Origin of the sequence: Actinomycetospora sp. TBRC 11914 (assembly GCF_012933465.1) — a bacterium.
Classification (GTDB): Bacteria; Actinomycetota; Actinomycetes; order Mycobacteriales; family Pseudonocardiaceae; genus Actinomycetospora.
On sequence record NZ_JABBND010000023.1, the window covers coordinates 1 to 18,403 of the forward strand.

Genomic DNA, 18,403 nt, shown 5'->3' on the forward strand with positions numbered 1-18,403 from the left:
CTGGCCGCCGCGGTCGACCCGCCGCCGAGTGCCGCCACCACGGCCCGCGAGAGCGCCGCCGAGCCCAGCGCGTTCGGGTGCACCGGGAACGCGGGCGCGGTCGGGACGATGCCCTCGATCCACTTGGTGCCGGGCGCCTGGCAGATGTCGTGGCCGACCGTCGAGGTGTAGGTGTCCACGTACGTCGCCGACCCGGCGCCGGCGCTGCGCTGGATGCGGGTGTTCAGGTCACCCAGCACCCCGCGCAGGTACTCCACGTCGCCCGGGGTGATCGGCACCGCCGGGTAGCAGCCGGGGCCGGTGGCCGGCAGGACCGACGGGTAGCCGACCAGCGCCACGCGCGCGGACGGCGAGCGCCGGTGGACCTCCTTGAGCACCGTGGCGAGATTGCCGCCCAGCGCGTTGATCCGCTGCCGGAGCTCGTCGGTGCCGCCGGCGGTGTAGCGGTCCTTGCAGGGCGTCCCGAACGGCGTGGCCGACAGGCAGCTCCGCACGATCTCGGAGAACCCGATGTCGTTGCCGCCGATCCCGACCGTGACGAGCTCCGTGGCCTTCGTCAGCGCCGAGTACTGCGGCGGGTTCACCCCGGCGTCGGTGGTCTGCGCGGTCCCGAACTCCTTCGTGGTCGCGCCGGAGCAGCTCACGTCGGTGAGCTGCGCTCCCAGCGCGGTCGCCGTGAGGTGCGGGTAGTTGTTCACCGAGCGGAAGCACCCGGGGGGCGGGCCCGCGCTCGCCCCGGTCAACGGGGAGGCGGTGTAGGAGTCGCCGAGCGCCACGTAGGGCGATGTCCCCCCGCCCGCCGGGTCCGCCGACGCGACGCCGGCCGCGCCCCACAGCAGTGCGCCCGTGACCAGGCAGCACAGGACCGACCGAACCCCCACGTGTCCCCCTCGCCGATGTGCTCGGTGCCCGACGCGGCGGCCGGCTCGCCCCGGCGCCCTCGTCGATCCTGGCGGTCGTCAGGACATCTCGGCGAGCAGGTCAGCCATCCGGCTGACCCCGGTGCGCAGGTCGTCGTCCCCCAGCGCGTAGGAGAGCCGGAAGTAGCCCGGCGTCCCGAAGGCCTCGCCGGGGACGACCGCGACCTCCGCGTGCTCGAGGATCGCCGCCGCGAGGTCCACCGAGGTCTGCGGGCGCTCCCCGCGCAGCTCGCGCCCGAGCAGCCCCCGCACGTCGGCGTAGGCGTAGAAGGCGCCGCGCGGCGTCGGGCACTCGACCCCGTCGATGGCCGAGAGCATCTCGACGATCGTGCGGCGGCGGCGGTCGAAGGCGGCGCGCATCTCCTCGACCGCGTCCAGCGACCCGGTCACGGCCTCGAGGGCGGCGCGCTGGGCCACGTTGCAGACGTTCGAGGTGACGTGGGACTGCATGTTCGCGGCGGCCTTCACCACGTCGTCGGGGCCGATGAGCCAGCCCACGCGCCACCCGGTCATCGCGTAGGTCTTCGCGACGCCGTTGACGACGATGCAGCGGTCGGCGACCTCGGGGACCGCGACGGGCATCGACACGTGCTCGGCGCCGTCGTAGACGAGGTGCTCGTAGATCTCGTCGGCGATCACCCAGATGCCGTGCTCGGCGGCCCAGCGGCCGATCGCCTCGACCAGCTCGCGCGGCGCGACCGCGCCGGTCGGGTTGGAGGGCGAGCACCACAGCAGCACCTTCGTGCGCGGGGTGCGGGCGGCCTCGAGGGCCTCGACGGTGGGCAGGAAGCCGGTGGAGGCGTCGGTGTCGACCTGCACCGGGTCGCCGCCTGCCATGCGCGCGGCCTCGGGGTAGGTGGTCCAGAACGGGGCGGGGAGCAGCACCTCGTCGCCCGGGTCGACGATCGTCGCGAACGCCTCGAACACCGCCTGCTTGCCGCCGTTGGTGATGAGGACCTGGGAGGGCCTGACGTCCCACCCGGAGTCGCGGCGGGTCTTCGCGGCGACGGCCTCGCGCAGCTCGGGGAGCCCGCCCGCGGGGGAGTAGCGGTGGTTCTTCGGGTCGGAGCACGCGGCGACGGCGGCGTCGACGACCGGCTGGGGCGTCGGGAAGTCGGGCTCGCCGGCGCCGAAGCCGATGACCGGGCGCCCGGCGGCCTTGAGTGCCTTGGCCTTCGCGTCCACCGCCAGCGTCGCCGACTCCGCGATGCCCCCGATGCGCGCCGAGATGCGGCGATCGGTGGCGGCAGGCGCGAGGTGGGACGAGCTGGAGGACGTGACTGCGGTCATGCCCGGGATTCTCGCAGACGTGCTCCCCCCGCCAGCGAGCAGATTCTCCTCGTCGGTGGGGCCCCAGGAGGGCGGCCGACCGTCGCGCGTCGGGGGTGCCGTAGGATCGGCCGCACGGGACGACGGGTCCTCGGTCTCGGCATGCGTGCACCGCGGTGGATGCGCGCCGGGCAGGGGATCCCGGCGTCCGGCGGCTCCCGACGGGCCGCCACAGGGGCGTAGCTCAATTGGCAGAGCAGCGGTCTCCAAAACCGCAGGTTGCAGGTTCAAGTCCTGTCGCCCCTGCATTCCGGGCCGCCCGCGGCGCGGACACGACGGACGCGGTGACCCGGCCGGGCCGCCGGGCGGAGCCGGTGGAGATGGTCCAGCCGGGGTGAGGACGGGAAGAGTTGAGCGAGGACACGGGCGGGCGGCGCCGCTCCGGTGCCGACGGCGCCGGGCGCCCCGACGCCTCCGGCTCCCGTCCCGTCACCGCGGCCGGCCGCCGTCGCCGCGGGGCGGCGGACGGGGACGGCGAGACCGGGGGGACCACCCGGGTCGCCACCACGGCGCGCGGGGACAAGGGCGCCCCCACGCCGTCGCGCGACGCCGCCCGGGCGTCGTCGGAAGGCTCGGTGATCGCGCGGCTGCAGCGCTTCCTGCGCGAGGTGGTCGCGGAGCTGCGGAAGGTCCACTGGCCGACGCGGCGCCAGATCGTCGTCTACACGGTGGTCGTCCTGGTGTTCGTCGCGTTCATGGTCACGCTGGTCGGGCTGCTGGACGTCGGGTTCCAGAAGCTCACGTTCGCCCTGTTCGGCTGACCGGCGTCCCGGCCGTCCGCGGTCGGGCACCACGACGGCCGGCACCACCGCGCGGGAGGGCCGCGCACCACGCCCGGACCCGCAGTTGAGGGAAGTGAGACGAGAAGTGACCTCCGGAGAAGTTGGCGAGCACGGCAACGACGGCGAGCCCGAGCTCGTCGCCGAGGCCCGCACGCGCGGGGTGATGGTGCGGGAGGGCTCGGACCTCAGCACCGAGGAGGCCCCGGCCACCCTCGACGACGCCCAGGTGGCCGCGGCCGCCGCGCAGGCGCGCGAGGAGGCGGGGGACGACGGGACCGACGCCGACGCCGACGCCGGTGACGCGGAGGCGGAGATCGCCGCCGCCCGCGAGGCGCTGGGCGCGTCGTCCGACGACGAGCCCGCGGACCTGCCGGAGCAGGCGGTGACCGACGCGGACGAGACGGCCGTCGGCGCCGAGGGCGCGCCCGCCGAGGAGCCCGTGGCCGCCGAGCCCGCCGAGGACGCCGAGCCCGCCGAGGACGAGGACCCGGTCGCGACGCTCAAGGCGCAGCTGCGGCTGCAGCCGGGCGACTGGTACGTCGTGCACTCCTACGCCGGCTACGAGAACAAGGTGAAGACCAACCTCGAGACGCGCGTGCAGACGCTCGACGTCGAGGACTTCATCTTCCAGGTCGAGGTGCCCACCGAGGAGGTCACCGAGATCAAGAACGGGCAGCGCAAGCAGGTCCAGCGCAAGGTGCTGCCCGGCTACATCCTCGTGCGGATGGACCTGAACGACGCCTCGTGGAGCGCGGTGCGCAACACCCCGGGCGTCACGGGCTTCGTCGGGGCGACGTCGCGGCCCTCGCCGCTCACGCTCGACGAGGTCACCAAGTTCCTGCTCCCGCGGCAGGAGACGCCCAAGAAGGCCAAGGGCGCCGACGCCACGACGGGTGCCGCGGCCGCCGCGAGCGGCCCGTCGCCGGTGGAGGTCGACTTCGAGGTCGGCGAGTCGGTCACCGTCATGGACGGCCCGTTCGCGACGCTCCCGGCGAGCATCTCCGAGGTCAACGTCGACGCCCAGAAGGTCAAGGTCCTGGTCTCCATCTTCGGCCGCGAGACCCCCGTCGAACTGGGGTTCAACCAGGTCTCGAAGATCTGAGCGGGAACACCGAACCGTCCCCCGGCGCTGTACCCACGGCGTCGGGGGCGACGCCGGTCGTGGTCCGGACACGACCGGTCGCCCCGATGAACACGTGAGGAAGCTGTAGGGATGCCCCCGAAGAAGAGGCGACTGTCCGCGGTCGTCAAGCTGCAGATCAAGGCGGGCGCGGCGACGCCGGCCCCGCCGGTCGGCCCCGCGCTGGGCCAGCACGGCGTCAACATCATGGAGTTCTGCAAGGCCTACAACGCCGCCACCGAGGCGCAGCGTGGTCAGGTCGTGCCGGTCGAGATCTCGATCTACGAGGACCGCTCCTTCGACTTCAAGCTCAAGACGCCGCCGGCGGCGAAGCTGCTGCTGGCCGCCGCGGGCATCCAGTCGGGCAGCGCGACGCCGCACACCAAGAAGGTCGGCTCGGTCACCGACGCGCAGGTCCGCGAGATCGCGCAGACCAAGATGGCCGACCTCAACGCCAACGACATCGACCAGGCCGCCAAGATCATCGCCGGGACCGCCCGGTCGATGGGCCTGACGGTCACCGGCTGAGGACCCTCACGCCGGACCCGTGGGAGGGCGCGCGCCGCCCGTCACCACACCTGATCCACGAAGGAACGGACAGCTCATGAAGCGCAGCAAGGCCTACCGCCAGGCCGCCGAGCTCATCGACGAGGAGCGGCTGTACGCGCCGCTCGAGGCCGTCGAGCTCGCCAAGAAGACGTCGACGACGAAGATGGACGCCACCGTCGAGGTGGCGATGCGTCTCGGCGTCGACCCCCGCAAGGCCGACCAGATGGTGCGCGGCACCATCAACCTGCCGCACGGCACCGGCAAGACGGCCCGCGTCATCGTGTTCGCCACCGGTGACAAGGCCGCCGAGGCCGAGGCCGCCGGCGCTGACGTGGTCGGCTCGGACGACCTCATCGAGCGCATCCAGGGCGGCTGGCTCGAGTTCGACGCGGCCGTCGCCGCGCCGGACCAGATGGCCAAGGTCGGGCGGGTCGCCCGCATCCTCGGCCCCCGCGGCCTCATGCCGAACCCGAAGACCGGCACGGTCACCCCGGACGTGGCCCGTGCGGTCTCCGACATCAAGGGCGGCAAGGTCAACTTCCGGGTCGACAAGCAGGCGAACCTGCACCTCGTCATCGGGAAGGCCAGCTTCGACGCCGAGAAGCTCGTCGAGAACTACGGGGCGGCTCTCGACGAGATCCTCCGCGCGAAGCCCTCGGCCGCCAAGGGCCGGTACGTCAAGAAGATCACCGTCACGACGACGATGGGCCCCGGCATCCCCGTGGACCCGAACCGCACGCGGAACCTGACGGCGGCCGAGACCGCCTGACGTCCCCTCCCGCGCCGCACCGGCCCGGGCCACCCCGCTCGACGGGGAGGCCCGGGCCGTCGCGTATCCTGGTAAGGACACCTCCGGTGGAGCGCTCTCGTCCACCGGCATCGTCACCGAGCTCCACCCGAGACCGCTGGTCTCCTCCCCGTCCGCGGGGAGGACGAAGGTCCGATCGACGGACGGCCCGCGCAGGAGGACGAGGCAGCGATGCGTGCCGGCCCCAGGCCTGCCGCCCCTCACGCCCCGTGCGCCTGCGCACGGGGCGTTCGTCGTCTCCGGCCCCCGGGTGGTCCTCGCCGAACCGACGCCCGAGTGAGGAAAGGAGGCGCGGATGGCCGAACGTGCACCGGCCGCCGAGAAGGTGGCCGCCGTCGCCGAGATCACCGCGGAGTTCCGCGACGCCTCGGCCATGGTCGTCACCGAGTACCGGGGCCTGTCGATGTCGCAGATCACGCAGCTGCGGCGCTCGCTGGGCTCCGACGTGAACTACACCGTCGCCAAGAACACGCTGGTCAAGCGGGCCGCCGCCGACGCCGGCGTGGAGGGCCTCGACGACCTGCTCGTCGGGCCGACGGCGATCGCCTTCGTCTCCGGGGAGCCCGTCGACGCCGCCAAGGCGCTCCGCGAGTTCCAGAGGGACAACAAGGCACTCGTGGTCAAGGGCGGCTACATGGAGGGCCGCGCGCTCTCCGCCGCCGAGGTCGACCAGCTGGCCGACCTCGACTCCCGCGAGGTGCTGCTGGCCAAGCTGGCCGGCGCCATGAAGGGCAACCTCGCCAAGGCCGCCGGCCTGTTCAACGCCCCGGCGTCCCAGATCGCCCGCCTCGCGCAGGCCCTGCAGGACAAGCGGGCCGCCGAGGGCAGCGGGAGCACCGAGGAGGCCGTCGCCGCGGTCGAGTCGGCCGACGCCGCTGCCGAGTCCTGATCACCGACACCACCCCCTGAACGCAGAAAGAGGGACCGCCACCATGGCGAAGCTGTCCACCGACGAGCTGCTCGACGCCTTCAAGGACATGACGCTGCTCGAGCTCTCGGAGTTCGTGAAGAAGTTCGAGGACACCTTCGAGGTCACCGCCGCGGCGCCGGTCGCCGCCGCGGCCGCCCCGGCCGCCGGCGGTGCCGCCGCCCCGGTCGAGGAGGAGAAGGACGAGTTCAACGTCGTCCTCGAGGCCGCGGGTGACAAGAAGATCCAGGTCATCAAGGTCGTCCGCGAGGTCGTCTCGGGCCTGGGCCTCAAGGAGGCCAAGGAGCTCGTCGAGAGCGCCCCGAAGCCGCTCCTCGAGGGCGTCAACAAGGAGGCCGCCGAGGCGGCCAAGGCCAAGCTCGAGGAGGCCGGCGCCAAGGTCAACCTGACCTGAGCCGACCACCTGAGCTGACCGGTCCGCCCGCTGCGACGAGGGGCGGTCGGGTCCTCCGCCACGACGGGGCGGGGTCCTCCGGGACCCCGCCCCGTCGTCGTTTCACGGTCCGTTCGGCCTATTGCGCCCGGCCTCGACTCACCTGAACGGTCCCGTCCGACGTGCCCCCACCGGGGCGCTCTGCCACCCACGGGTGAGCAGAGTTACCCCTCCAGTAACCTCCCCTCGCGCCCGTCGTTGTCGCTGTGATGCCCGACTCGTCGGGGGACCGCGCCGTCGCTCGGCGCACATCCGCGCGAGGTCGAGCCACGGCCGTTCGCCGCGGCGAGGTCGGACACCATGCCGGGAGGAGACTCGATGGGTGGCGTCGAGGTCGGGATCAAGAATCTCTCGAAGTCGTTCGGGAGTTCGAACATCTGGTCCGACGTGACGTTGACGCTGCCGGCGGGTGAGGTCAGCGTGCTGCTGGGTCCGTCGGGGACGGGCAAGTCGGTGCTGTTGAAGTCGATCATCGGGCTGCTCAAGCCGGAGAAAGGATCGATCTTCATCCACGACACTGACCTGGTGCGGTGTTCGGAGTCGAAGCTCTACGAGATCCGCAAGTTGTTCGGGGTGCTGTTCCAGGACGGCGCGTTGTTCGGGTCGATGAACCTCTACGACAACATCGCGTTCCCGCTGCGGGAGCACACCCGCAAGGGCGAGTCCGAGATCAAGGACATCGTCATGGAGAAGCTCGACCTGGTCGGGCTCGGCGGCGCGGAGGACAAGCTCCCGGGGGAGATCTCGGGGGGGATGAAGAAGCGGGCCGGGTTGGCGCGGGCGCTGGTGCTGGACCCGGAGATCATCCTGGTCGACGAGCCGGACTCCGGGCTGGACCCGGTGCGCACGGCGTACCTGAACCAGTTGATCGTGGATCTGAACACGCAGCTGGACGCGACGATCCTGATCGTGACCCACCACCTGGGCACGGCGCGGTCGTTGCCGGACAACATCGGGATGCTGTTCCGGCGGAACCTGGTGATGTTCGGGCCCCGCGAGGTGCTGCTCACCAGTGAGGAGCCGGTGGTGCAGCAGTTCCTGCAGGGCCGCCGTGTCGGGCCCATCGGGATGAGTGAGGAGAAGGACACCGCCCAGATGGAGGCCGAGCTCGAGGAGCTCAAGAAGCAGGGCGGCTCGGCGGAGTCCGAGGAGTCGTTCATCGATCCGCAGTTGCTGCCGACCGAGGGGCTCGGGGAGCGCAAGGCGGTGCAGCGGCGCAAGGACCGGGTGATGCAGATCCTGCACACGCTGCCGGAGAAGGCGCAGACCGCGATCCTGGAGTCGCTGACCGAGGAGGACATGGCGCGCTATGGCATCTCCAAGGACCAGGACCGCACCGAGCTGATCGAGGTCACCCGCGACAACCCGCCCGAGGACGCGGACCCGTTCGGCTACCAGGCGATGCAGGAGAGCCAGTCGGAGTCGATGGTCGAGGGCTCTCCCGCGGGGGAGGGCGAGGGGGAGGGTTCCCAGGCCGGGTCGGGGGATCCGAACGCCGACGCCGAGGCCCGCAAGGCCCCGCCGGACCCGCCGGAGTCCGACGAGCCGCTGGTCGGGGTGCCCGTCGACGACTACGCCGGGGGCACCGTGGTCCTGCCGCAGGCCGGGGAGCACACCAAGTCCGAGGACGAGAAGACCGGCGCTTCGGGCAGCACCGACGGGGACCAGACCCAGGACCAGCAGTCCGACCAGACCCGGGACCAGCAGTCCGACGAGGACGAGCAGCGCACCGAGCAGATCCCCGTCGCCGGCGGCGCGCAGGGCACGAACGGCCGGGACCAGCAGTCCGGCGGACCGACCGGGCTCGTCGGCCCCGACCCGTCCCGGCAGGACGGCGGACGCGGCGGCCCCGCCGCCCCCGCGGCCGCGGACGGCGCCGGGACGCCGCAGTCCGGCGCGGAGCAGCTCGCCGGCAGCCCCGCCCCGCAGGGCCCGACCGGCTCCGGGTCGGGCGGCTCCTCCGAGCAGCGCCACGAGGGCGGCCTGCGCCGCCTCTTCCGCCGGAGCGACTCGTGACCTCACGGATCACGGCGGGACGCTTCCCCGGCGCCGGGGCGCTCTCGGCGACCGGCAAGCTCTTCGCGCTCGGCCTGGACATCTTCGTCGGCATCTTCCAGCCGCCGTTCCAGACCAAGGAGTTCATCGAGCAGTGCTGGTTCGTCTCGCGGGTGTGCATCCTCCCCGCGGCGCTGGTCTCGATCTCGTTCGGTTCGGTCATCTCGCTGCAGCTGGGGTCGCTGATCCGCCAGTTCGGCGCCCAGTCGTTCTCCGGCGCCGCCAGCACCCTGGCGGTGATCCAGCAGGCGGCCCCCGTCATCTGCGCCCTGCTGGTCGCCGGGGCCGGCGGGTCCGCCATCTGCGCGGACCTCGGTGCCCGGACCATCCGTGAGGAGATCGACGCGATGGAGGTGCTGGGCATCAACCCGATCCAGCGCCTCGTCGTCCCGCGCGTGCTCGCGGCCATGCTCGTGTCGGCGCTGCTGTTCGGCCTCGTCTCGATCGTCGGCGTCGCGGGCGGCTACTACTTCAACGTCGTGCTCCAAGGGGTCACCCCCGGCGCCTACGTGCAGGGGTTCTCGGCGTTGTCCAAGCCCACCGACCTCGTCGTGGGCTTCGTCAAGGCGTTGCTGTTCGGCCTCGCGGCCGGAGTCGTGGCGGCCTACCGGGGGCTGAACCCCTCGGGTGGCCCCAAGGGCGTGGGCGACGCGGTCAACCAGGCCGTCGTCATCACGTTCGTCCTGCTGTTCGCGATCAACGTGATCGTGACGGCCGTGTACCTGAACCTCGTCCCCCCGAGCAAGTTCTAGCGCGAATGCACCTTCCGACGCTGTTCGCTCCCCACAGGGCCGGAGACATCCCATGGCAGTGATCACCCGCCGAGCGCGGGCACTCGTCGACGCACCGCTCGGTGTGCTCGACACGATGGGCGACCAGGCCGCCTTCTACGCGAAGACGATCGGCTGGATCCCCCGCACCCTGCGCCGCTACAAGCGCGAGGTGCTGCGCCTGCTCACCGAGGTCGCGTTCGGGTCCGGTGCGCTCGCCCTCATCGGCGGCACGGTCGTCATCGTCGCGACGCTGACGTTCTTCACCGGCTCCGTCGTCGGCCTGCAGAGCTACTCGGCCCTGAACCAGATCGGCACCTCGGCGTTCGCGGGCTTCGTGACCGCCTACTTCAACACCCGCGAGGTCGCGCCCCTGGTCGGCGCGCTGGCGCTCTCCGCGACGGTCGGCGCCGGCTTCACCGCCCAGCTGGGCGCCCAGCGGGTCTCGGAGGAGATCGACGCGCTCGAGGTCATGGCGGTGCCCTCGCTGCCGTTCCTGGTGACCTCGCGCGTCATCGCCGGGTTCATCGCGGTCATCCCGCTCTACGTGATCGGTCTGGTCGCCTCGTACCTCGCGTCACGCCTGCTGGTCACGAACTTCTACACGCAGTCGTCGGGGACCTACGACCACTACTTCAACCTGTTCCTGCCACCGACGGACGTCGTCTACTCGTTCGCCAAGGTCCTGATCTTCGCGTTCGCGATCATCCTGATCCACTGCTACTACGGCTACAACGCCGGCGGCGGCCCCGCCGGCGTGGGCGTCGCCGTCGGGAACGCGGTCCGCAACTCGATCGTCGTCTTCACCGTCCTCGACAACCTGCTGACCCTGGCGATCTGGGGCACCACGACGTCGATCCGGATCGCCGGATGACCGCGCCCACGAAGGACCTCCGGCCGCCGCTCTCGCCCACCCGGCGGCGCGTGTACGGCCTCGTGCTGCTGCTGGTCATGGCGCTCGTGGTGACCCTGTGCCTGCTGAACTTCAACAAGGTCTTCAAGCCCGTCGACATGGTGACGCTGCAGACCGACACCGTCGGCAACCAGCTCTCCAAGCAGGGCGACGTGAAGGTCCACGGCGTCATCGTCGGCGAGATCAAGTCCGTCGAGTCCGACGGGCAGAAGGCCACCGTCCAGATGGCCATCGACCCCGACGCCATCGCCTCGATCCCGAGCAACGTCACCGCGATGCTCATCCCGAAGACGCTGTTCGGTGAGCGCTACATCTCGCTCGTCTTCCCGCCGAACCCGTCGTCGCGGCCGCTGGCCGACGGCGACCTGATCACCGAGGACCGGTCGCAGAACGCGACCGAGACCGAGCAGGTGCTCAACGACCTGCTGCCGGTGCTGACCGCGGTGCAGCCGCAGAAGCTCTCGGACACCCTCGGCGCGATCTCCGAGGCGCTCTCCGGGCGGGGCCAGCAGTTCGGCGGCACCCTGGTGCAGCTCAACCAGTACCTCCAGGGCCTCAACCCGTCGCTGCCGGACCTCCTCGCCACGATCAACCGGTTGGCGCCGACCGCGGACATCTACAACGCGGCGACGCCGGACCTGATCAACGCGCTCGACAACCTGGTCACCACCAGCCGCACGCTGGTGCAGGAGCGCGCCGCGTTCGAGTCCACGTTCCGGACGGTGACCTCGGCGTCGAACACGACGACCGACTTCCTGCTCGCGAACCGCGCGAACATCATCAACCTGGCCGCGACGTCGCTGCCGGTCCTGGACCTCCTGGCGCGCTACAGCCCGGAGTTCCCCTGCCTGCTGCAGCAGCTGACCGACCTGACACCGAAGATCAACGCCGTCCTCAAGCCGGACACCGGCATCCAGATCGCGGCCTCGCTGGTCCAGAACCGCGGGCCCTACCTGCCGAGTGACTCCCCGGCCTACGCCGACAAGCGCGGTCCGCGCTGCTACATCATCAACGGCCGGGCCCCGCAGTACCCGCCGGGAGGACCGTTCGCGGACGGCTCATACGCGCCGCCCCCGGCGGCCGGACCGCCGCTCGGCGTCCTCCCCGGGACGGGCTCTGCGGCCCCCACCACCCAGCAGTCGACGGCGACCACCGGGTCGACCACGACCGGCGGGACCACCCAGGGCCAGAGCGCGGCGGGGATCGACGCCGCGAACATCGGGCTGCCGAACACCCCGAACTCGCCGGAGGAGCGTCAGCTCGTGACCACGCTGACCGGGATGGAGATGAAGGTGCCGCAGGGGCAGGTGCCCGCCTTCGCCCCGTACCTGACGGCCGCGACCATGCGCGGCACGACGGTGGGGATCTCGTGAGGGGCGTCCTGGCACCACTGATCAAGCTGGGCATCTTCGCCCTGGTCACCGTGCTGTCGGTGCTGCTGCTCCTGACGACGATCCAGAACCAGTTCTTCGGGTCGACGGAGACCTACAAGGCGCTCTTCACCGACGCGTCCGGCCTCATCCCCGGCAGCGACGTCCGCATCGCCGGCGTCCGCGTGGGCGAGGTCTCCGACGTGCAGATCGTCAACCGCGACGTCGCCCAGGTGTCCTTCGACGTCCAGGACGACCGCAAGCTCCCGACGGGTGCCCGGTTCGCGATCAAGTACCAGAACCTCGTCGGGCAGCGGTACCTGGAGATCCAGCGCGGCAACGGCCCGATGAACCAGTACCTGCAGCCCGGCGCCACCATCCCGGTGACGATGACCGACCCGCCGCTGAACCTGACCACGGTGTTCAACGGCTTCAAGCCCCTGTTCCAGGCGCTCAATCCCGACGACGTCAACCGGCTCTCGTTCGAGATCATCCAGGTGCTCCAGGGCGAGGGCGGGAACATCAACCAGCTCCTCGCGAACACCGCGTCGCTGACCTCGACGATCGCCGACCGCGACGCCGTGATCGGCGACGTCATCAACAACCTGAACCTGACGCTGGACACGGTGAACGCCCGCGACGACAAGCTCTCCGGGCTGATCGTCTCGCTCCAGCAGCTGGTCACCGGCCTCGCGCAGGACCGGGTCGCCATCGGCTCGTCGCTGCAGCCGATCGCGGACCTCACCAACGTCACCGCCGGATTCCTCCAGCAGGCCCGCCCGCCGCTGGCCGACGACATCGTCAAGCTCGGCCAGGAGTCGGACATCCTCAACCGCAACCGAGGCCTCGTGGAGAACGCCTTGCGGAACATCCCGCAGAAGGCCAACAACTTCGGCCGGGCCGGCAGCTACGGGTCGTGGTTCAACTTCTACCTCTGCCAGGCGGGGGTCACGATCGACACCACACTGCCCGGGGGCGTGGCGATCCCCGGCGTCCCGCCGTCGATCTCCGGATCGCTCCCGATCCCGGGAACGGGGTACCGATGCGGAGGATGAAGCCGTTCCGCAAGCGGAACCCGATCGTCATCGGCGCGGTGAGCATCATCGTGCTGGTCCTGCTGGTGCTCGCGTCGCTGAACATCCGCGACCTGCCCCTCGTGGGGCAGGGGGCGACCTACACCGCGCGGTTCGCCGAGGCCGCCGGGGTGCAGCCCGACGACGACGTCCGTGTCGCGGGCATCCGGGTCGGGACCGTCACCGACGTCGCCCTCGACGGCAACGACGTCGTGATCTCCTTCAAGGCGCCGGACGCCTGGATCGGGGACCAGACCCGGGCCTCCATCGAGATCAAGACGCTGCTCGGGCAGAAGTTCATCGCGCTCGAGCCCGCCGGGACCCAGCCGCTGAACCCCGACGTCGCGATCCCGCGGACCCGGACGACGGCGCCGTTCGACGTCATCGACGCGTTCTCGCAGCTCACGACGACCGTCGAGGGCGTCAACACCGACCAGGTGGCCGAGAGCCTCAACACGCTCTCGCAGACCCTGGACGGGGCGAGCGGGCCGATCCGGCCCGCGCTCGACGGGCTCTCCCGGCTCTCGCAGACGATCTCCTCGCGGGACGCCGAGCTCGCCCACCTGCTCGCGAACACCCGGGCCACGACCCAGGTGCTGGCGGCCCGCGACGGCGACATCGCGACGCTGATCCAGAACGGCAACCTGCTGCTCGGGGAGCTGCGCAGCCGCAAGGCGGCGATCGACGACCTGCTCAACGGCACGATCGCGCTGTCGAACCAGCTGCGGGGCCTGGTCGCCGACAACCGGGCGACGCTCGGCCCGACGCTGGACAAGCTGAACGGGGTCCTGACCACCCTGCAGCAGAACTCGGCGAACCTCGAGAACGGCATCCGGCTCTTCGCGCCGTTCGTGCGGGTGTTCGGCAACGTCGTCGGCAACGGCCGGTGGTTCGACGCGTACATCTGCAACTTCGACCCGCCGGGCGACTCGAACTGCGTCCCCAACGACAGCCAGAACCAGCTGGCGTTCGCGCAGTCGCTGCTCGGCAACCTGTCGCCGTCGCCGGCACTGATCACCAATGCCGTCAACGGCCTCGGCCAGCCGCTGCTGCAGGCCGGCCAGGCGGCCGGGATCAACCTGAACACGCTGTTCCCGAACGGTGTGCCGCTGATCAACCCGGCCGCGATCGGCACGGCCCAGGGCACCACCCAGGCGCCCGCCGCGGCGCCGGCCCCGGCCCAGGGAGGGGGTAACCGGTGACGACCCGCCTCACCGACGTCTTCGACAGCCTGGCCCGCACGCTGGCCGTGGTCCTCATCGTCGCGCTCCTGGCGACGGCCGGGCTCTGGTACGCCCTGCAGCGCGGCAGCTCGCGCACCATCACGGCGTACTTCACCAGCGTCGTCGGGCTCTACACCAAGAACACCGTCGACGTGAACGGCGTGCCGGTCGGATCGGTCGAGGAGATCGTCCCGCAGGGCAACGTCGTGCGGGTGACCCTCAAGGTCGACAACAAGGTGCCGGTCGCGGCCGACGCCAAGGCCGTCATCGTCGCGCCGACCCTGGTCTCCGACCGCTACGTGCAGCTCGGCCCGGACTACACCGGCGGGCCGATGATGAACGACGGCGCCGTGATCCCCGTGCAGCGCACGGCAGTGCCGGTCGAGCTCGACCGCGTCTACAAGAGCCTCGACCAGATCGCCACCGCCCTCGGGCCGAACGGGGCCAACAAGGACGGCGCCCTCAACCGGCTGCTCCAGTCCTCGGCCGGCGCGCTGGGCGGCAACGGCGAGGCGATCAAGCAGACGATCACCCAGCTCGCCGGGGCCGTCGGGACGCTCTCGGACAACCGCGAGAACCTGTTCGCCACCGTCGACAACCTCGGGCAGTTCACGAACATGCTGGCCCGCAACGACGGCCAGGTGCGCCTGCTGAACAACCAGCTCGCCGACTTCTCCGGCTTCCTGGCGGCCGAGCGGGGCAACCTCTCGCAGGTCCTCCAGGTCCTGCCGCCGGCCCTCGAGGACGTCGCCTCGTTCGTGCGCGACAACCGCGACGGCCTGCACACCGACGTCAGCAAGCTCGCGAGCATCACCGACATCCTGGTGCGTCAGCAGAAGGCCCTCACCGAGACCTTCGACGTCGCTCCGCTCGCCCTGAGCAACCTGACGAACTCCTACAACGCCAAGTACGGGACGCTCGACGTGCGTCCGGTCCTGGTCCCGGGGCTCAACCTGCCGACGCTCGAACCGCAGGCGCTCCTGTGCGGGCTCCTCAGCGGGAACCCGCTCGGGGGGCTCCTCGGCACCGTCGCACCGGGCCAGCTCCCGACCCAGGTGTCGCAGGCGGTCACCACGTGCGCGGCGCTGTCGCAGACCGGAGCGACGTCGCTCCAGTCGGCGGTGGCCCCCTACGCCCAGCTCGCGACGCTGCTGAACCAGAACCAGGCTGCGGCGGCCGCGGTCGGGAACGTCCTCCAGAACGCGACCACCGCGGTGGCCCCCGCGCCCACGGTCGCCGACCAGCCCGCCCCGACCCAGCCGGGGCAGGGCCTGTTGCAGGGGCTGACGACGCGATGAGGGAGACCGTGCCCATGGAGAGGCCGACGGTCGTCGGCGCCCCGGCCGGACGGGGACGGCGGTTCCGCACGATCTCGCGACTGCTGCTCGTCGTCCTCGTGTCCGCCGTCGGCCTCGCCGGTTGCGGCTACCAGTCGGTGCAGGAGGTGCCGCTGCCCGGCGGCGCGGTCCTCGGGAGCCACCCGTACGACGTGACCGCGCTGCTGTCCAACGTCGTCGACCTCGTCCCGAACGCGAGCGTGCGCACCAACGACGTCCCGGTCGGTGTCGTCCGCGAGGTCCGGTTGGCCCCGGACGGCTGGACCGCCGAAGTCCGGATGTCGGTGAACGGGGACGTCACGCTGCCGGCCAACGCGACGGCCAACCTGCGCCAGACCAGCCTCCTCGGCGAGAAGTTCGTCGAGCTGGCGCCGCCGACGATGGGGGCGCCGCAGGGCAAGCTGGCGAACGGCGCGGTGATCCCGCTCGACCGCACCGACGTCGGCGCTCAGGTCGAGGAGGTCCTCGGGGCGCTCTCGCTGCTGCTCAACGGCGGCGGCGTCGAGAAGATCCAGACGATCTCCCGCGAGCTCAACGCGGCGATGTCCGGCAACGAGGACCAGATCCGCAGCCTGGTCGACAACCTCAACGTCTTCGTCGGGTCGCTGAACCAGCAGCGCGGCGACATCGTCCGGGCCCTGGATTCCGTGGACCGCCTCTCGCGGACGCTCGTGGCGCAGCGCGCCAAGATCGCGAACGTCCTCGACAACCTCCAGCCGGGCCTGGACGTGCTCAACCAGCAGCGCGGTCTGCTCGTCGGGACGCTGCAGTCCCTGCAGCGCCTCTCCGGGGTGGCGACCGACGTCATCAACCGCAGCCAGGCGAACACCGTCGCCGATCTGCAGCGCCTGGAGCCGATCCTGGGCAACCTCATCGCCGCCGGCGACGCCCTCCCGGGGTCGCTGCAGATCCTGCTGACGATCCCGTTCGCCGACAACTCGCTCACCGTCATCAAGGGCGACTACGCGAACATCGACGTCTCGCTGCAGCTCTCCCTGTCCGACATCCTCAACCTGGTCACGTCCGGTGTGAACGCGCCGGGCGTGGACCAGGTGTTCGCGCTCCTGGCGAACCAGCAGGTGTCGTCGTCGGCGGGCACGACCGCGGCGCAGGCCGCGACCAACCAGGTCCGGCGCAGCAACGGGGTGCCCCTGGCGATCCCCGGCCTGACCTCCGGGCAGGGGAGCGGGAACTGAGATGACCAAGAAGATCCGGAACCTGCTCATCCTCTTCGTCGTCATCTCGGTCGTCGGCATCGGCTACATCGCCTTCCGCTACGTCGGCGCCGACTCGCTGATCGGCCTCGGGCCCTACGTGGTCAAGGTCGAGATGACCGACTCCGGCGGCATCTTCCCCAAGGCGTCGGTGAGCTACCGGGGTGTCGAGATCGGCAAGGTCGGCGACATGCGGTTCACGCCGACCGGGCTCGAGATGGACCTCGAGATCGAGAAGGACAGCCCGGACGTGCCGGCCTCGGCGATCGCGGTGATCGCCAACCGGTCGGCCGTCGGCGAGCAGTACGTCGACCTCGAGCCGCCGCGCGACGGCGGGCCGTACCTGCACGACGGCTCGGTGATCACCGCGAACAACGTGCGCACCCCGGTGCCGGTCGACTCGCTGCTCAAGGACGTCAACCAGCTCGCGACGTCGGTGCCGCTGCCGCAGCTGCAGACCACGGTGAACGAGCTGTACACCGCCTTCGACCGCACCGGCCCGGACCTGCAGCGCCTGCTCGACAGCTCCAACACGCTGGTGTCGACCGCGATCAGTCAGCTCCCGCAGACCACACAGTTGCTGCGCGACAGCCGCACCGTGCTCACCACGCAGAGCCAGCTCGGCCCGCAGATCGTCTCGTTCAGCCGGAGCCTCGACCTCTTCACCGCCCAGCTCAAGGCCGACGACCCGAACCTCCGGCGCCTGGTGCACGCCGCGCCGCCGGCGGCCACCCAGCTCGAGGGCCTCATCCGGGAGACCGGCCCGGACCTGTCCCGCACGCTCGCGAACCTCCTCGACGTGGTCCGGATCGTCCAGCCGCGCCTCGCCGGCGTCGAGCAGTTCCTCGTGACCTACCCCGGTCTCTCCGCGGCGGCCCCGTCGGTGGTCCCCGGCGACGGCCGGGTGCACTTCGGCCTCGTGCTCAACATCCAGGACCCGCCCTACTGCCAGAACGGGGCCTACCTGCACCAGGCCGGCGACGGCGACCCGCAGACGACGTGGCAGCAGGCCAACGTGCCGCCGCCGGACCCGAGCAACCCCGTGACCGGGGGTCAGCCCCTGACCAACCCCGGCCACTTCCCCATGAACACCACGGTGTGGTGCCAGCAGACCAACGGCCAGGGCTTCAATCCCGCCATCGACCCGCGCGGGTCCCAGCGCGCCCCGCTGCCCAACGGCGCCAAGCGGCCGCAGGGCTCGCTCCTGGACCCGAACACGGCCTACGGGCCGCGGAGCCTGCCGGACCCGGCGCGTGCCGACTCCGGCGACACCAGCCAGCCCGTCCAGGGCGGGGCCGCGCAGAGCCAGGCCTCCCCCGCTGCGTCGAGCTCTCAGGCCTCGTCGCAGAATGCGAACCAGACCACTGCGTTCTCCGGCGTGTCGTCCTCCCCAGCGGACGCCCTCGCCAACGCGAAGCGCGGTGCCCCGCCGATCGTCATCCCCGGCCTGGGATGAGCCGTTGACGCGGGGGTGACCCCGAGGAGCTGACCATCACGTCTCCGACCGACACCGCCCCCGAGACGAGCGCGACCCCGACGCGTAAGGCACGGCTGCGGGCGCCCTCCCAGAAGACCCGGA

At 71.3% G+C, this 18,403-nt stretch carries 16 protein-coding genes, 1 tRNA gene and 1 pseudogene; 16 read left to right on the top strand and 2 right to left on the bottom strand.

Annotated features, from left to right (window positions below; translation table 11 throughout):
* Positions 1 to 881: SGNH/GDSL hydrolase family protein (locus HH311_RS26745; RefSeq protein ID WP_169186771.1), on the bottom strand; the 881-nt coding region annotated here is incomplete at its 3' end.
* Between the two features lie 78 nt (positions 882 to 959).
* Entirely contained in the window at positions 960 to 2,210 is a 1,251-nt protein-coding gene (locus HH311_RS26750; RefSeq protein WP_169186772.1) for a pyridoxal phosphate-dependent aminotransferase, read from the bottom strand.
* 212 nt (positions 2,211 to 2,422) lie between these two features.
* On the opposite strand from HH311_RS26750, the gene HH311_RS26755 reads away from it, so the two are divergent.
* From HH311_RS26755 to HH311_RS26830, 16 genes and pseudogenes are all read left to right on the top strand, one after another.
* Positions 2,423 to 2,495: transfer RNA gene (locus HH311_RS26755), tRNA-Trp, on the top strand.
* Between the two features lie 104 nt (positions 2,496 to 2,599).
* Positions 2,600 to 3,010 carry a preprotein translocase subunit SecE gene (gene secE / locus HH311_RS26760; protein ID WP_169186773.1) on the top strand — a complete coding sequence of 137 codons (411 nt, stop codon included), beginning with the start codon at positions 2,600 to 2,602 and terminating at the stop codon, positions 3,008 to 3,010.
* A gap of 106 nt (positions 3,011 to 3,116) precedes the next feature.
* Positions 3,117 to 4,133: a transcription termination/antitermination protein NusG gene (gene nusG, locus HH311_RS26765; RefSeq protein ID WP_312030431.1), complete on the top strand. Its 1,017-nt coding sequence runs from the start codon at positions 3,117 to 3,119 to the stop codon at positions 4,131 to 4,133.
* Positions 4,134 to 4,244: 111 nt separating this feature from the next.
* Entirely contained in the window at positions 4,245 to 4,679 is a 435-nt protein-coding gene (gene rplK, locus HH311_RS26770) for a 50S ribosomal protein L11 (protein WP_169186774.1), read from the top strand.
* A gap of 76 nt (positions 4,680 to 4,755) precedes the next feature.
* Positions 4,756 to 5,469, top strand: coding sequence for a 50S ribosomal protein L1 (rplA, locus tag HH311_RS26775; RefSeq protein ID WP_169186775.1), 714 nt, complete (start codon positions 4,756 to 4,758; stop codon positions 5,467 to 5,469).
* Between the two features lie 334 nt (positions 5,470 to 5,803).
* Complete coding sequence (gene rplJ, locus HH311_RS26780; protein WP_169186776.1) at positions 5,804 to 6,397, top strand: 50S ribosomal protein L10; 594 nt, start codon at positions 5,804 to 5,806, stop codon at positions 6,395 to 6,397.
* Positions 6,398 to 6,440: 43 nt separating this feature from the next.
* Positions 6,441 to 6,830 (top strand): 50S ribosomal protein L7/L12, encoded by a 390-nt coding sequence (gene rplL, locus HH311_RS26785; RefSeq protein ID WP_169186777.1) that lies wholly within the window; start codon positions 6,441 to 6,443, stop codon positions 6,828 to 6,830.
* 357 nt (positions 6,831 to 7,187) lie between these two features.
* Positions 7,188 to 8,186 (top strand): annotated as a pseudogene (locus HH311_RS32270) (ABC transporter ATP-binding protein); the annotation flags it as partial.
* Between the two features lie 695 nt (positions 8,187 to 8,881).
* Positions 8,882 to 9,676, top strand: a complete 795-nt coding sequence (locus HH311_RS26795) for an ABC transporter permease (protein ID WP_169186778.1) — start codon at positions 8,882 to 8,884, stop codon at positions 9,674 to 9,676.
* Between the two features lie 52 nt (positions 9,677 to 9,728).
* Positions 9,729 to 10,568 (top strand): ABC transporter permease, encoded by an 840-nt coding sequence (locus HH311_RS26800; RefSeq protein ID WP_169186779.1) that lies wholly within the window; start codon positions 9,729 to 9,731, stop codon positions 10,566 to 10,568.
* Positions 10,565 to 11,980, top strand: coding sequence for an MCE family protein (locus HH311_RS26805; protein ID WP_169186780.1), 1,416 nt, complete (start codon positions 10,565 to 10,567; stop codon positions 11,978 to 11,980). The genes HH311_RS26800 and HH311_RS26805 overlap by 4 nt, the downstream gene beginning before the upstream one ends.
* Positions 11,977 to 13,032: an MCE family protein gene (locus HH311_RS26810; protein ID WP_169186781.1), complete on the top strand. Its 1,056-nt coding sequence runs from the start codon at positions 11,977 to 11,979 to the stop codon at positions 13,030 to 13,032. The genes HH311_RS26805 and HH311_RS26810 overlap by 4 nt, the downstream gene beginning before the upstream one ends.
* Complete coding sequence (locus HH311_RS26815) at positions 13,029 to 14,252, top strand: MCE family protein (RefSeq protein ID WP_312030432.1); 1,224 nt, start codon at positions 13,029 to 13,031, stop codon at positions 14,250 to 14,252. The genes HH311_RS26810 and HH311_RS26815 overlap by 4 nt, the downstream gene beginning before the upstream one ends.
* Positions 14,249 to 15,571: an MCE family protein gene (locus HH311_RS26820; RefSeq protein ID WP_169186783.1), complete on the top strand. Its 1,323-nt coding sequence runs from the start codon at positions 14,249 to 14,251 to the stop codon at positions 15,569 to 15,571. Before HH311_RS26815 ends, HH311_RS26820 begins: the two co-directional genes overlap by 4 nt.
* A gap of 14 nt (positions 15,572 to 15,585) precedes the next feature.
* Positions 15,586 to 16,806, top strand: coding sequence for an MCE family protein (locus HH311_RS26825; protein WP_169186784.1), 1,221 nt, complete (start codon positions 15,586 to 15,588; stop codon positions 16,804 to 16,806).
* A gap of 1 nt (position 16,807) precedes the next feature.
* Positions 16,808 to 18,280: an MCE family protein gene (locus HH311_RS26830; RefSeq protein ID WP_169186785.1), complete on the top strand. Its 1,473-nt coding sequence runs from the start codon at positions 16,808 to 16,810 to the stop codon at positions 18,278 to 18,280.
* The last annotated feature ends 123 nt before the right edge of the window (positions 18,281 to 18,403 follow it).

What these genes read in the sequence shown, in the direction of transcription:
- HH311_RS26750 (WP_169186772.1), bottom strand. Translation starts at nt 2,210, where the DNA reads ATGACCGCAGTCACGTCCTCCAGCTCGTCCCACCTCGCGCCTGCCGCC.
- rplK (WP_169186774.1), top strand. Translation starts at nt 4,245, where the DNA reads ATGCCCCCGAAGAAGAGGCGACTGTCCGCGGTCGTCAAGCTGCAGATC.
- rplA (WP_169186775.1), top strand. Translation starts at nt 4,756, where the DNA reads ATGAAGCGCAGCAAGGCCTACCGCCAGGCCGCCGAGCTCATCGACGAG.
- rplJ (WP_169186776.1), top strand. Translation starts at nt 5,804, where the DNA reads ATGGCCGAACGTGCACCGGCCGCCGAGAAGGTGGCCGCCGTCGCCGAG.
- rplL (WP_169186777.1), top strand. Translation starts at nt 6,441, where the DNA reads ATGGCGAAGCTGTCCACCGACGAGCTGCTCGACGCCTTCAAGGACATG.
- HH311_RS26800 (WP_169186779.1), top strand. Translation starts at nt 9,729, where the DNA reads ATGGCAGTGATCACCCGCCGAGCGCGGGCACTCGTCGACGCACCGCTC.
- HH311_RS26805 (WP_169186780.1), top strand. Translation starts at nt 10,565, where the DNA reads ATGACCGCGCCCACGAAGGACCTCCGGCCGCCGCTCTCGCCCACCCGG.
- HH311_RS26815 (WP_312030432.1), top strand. Translation starts at nt 13,029, where the DNA reads ATGAAGCCGTTCCGCAAGCGGAACCCGATCGTCATCGGCGCGGTGAGC.
- HH311_RS26825 (WP_169186784.1), top strand. Translation starts at nt 15,586, where the DNA reads ATGGAGAGGCCGACGGTCGTCGGCGCCCCGGCCGGACGGGGACGGCGG.
- HH311_RS26830 (WP_169186785.1), top strand. Translation starts at nt 16,808, where the DNA reads ATGACCAAGAAGATCCGGAACCTGCTCATCCTCTTCGTCGTCATCTCG.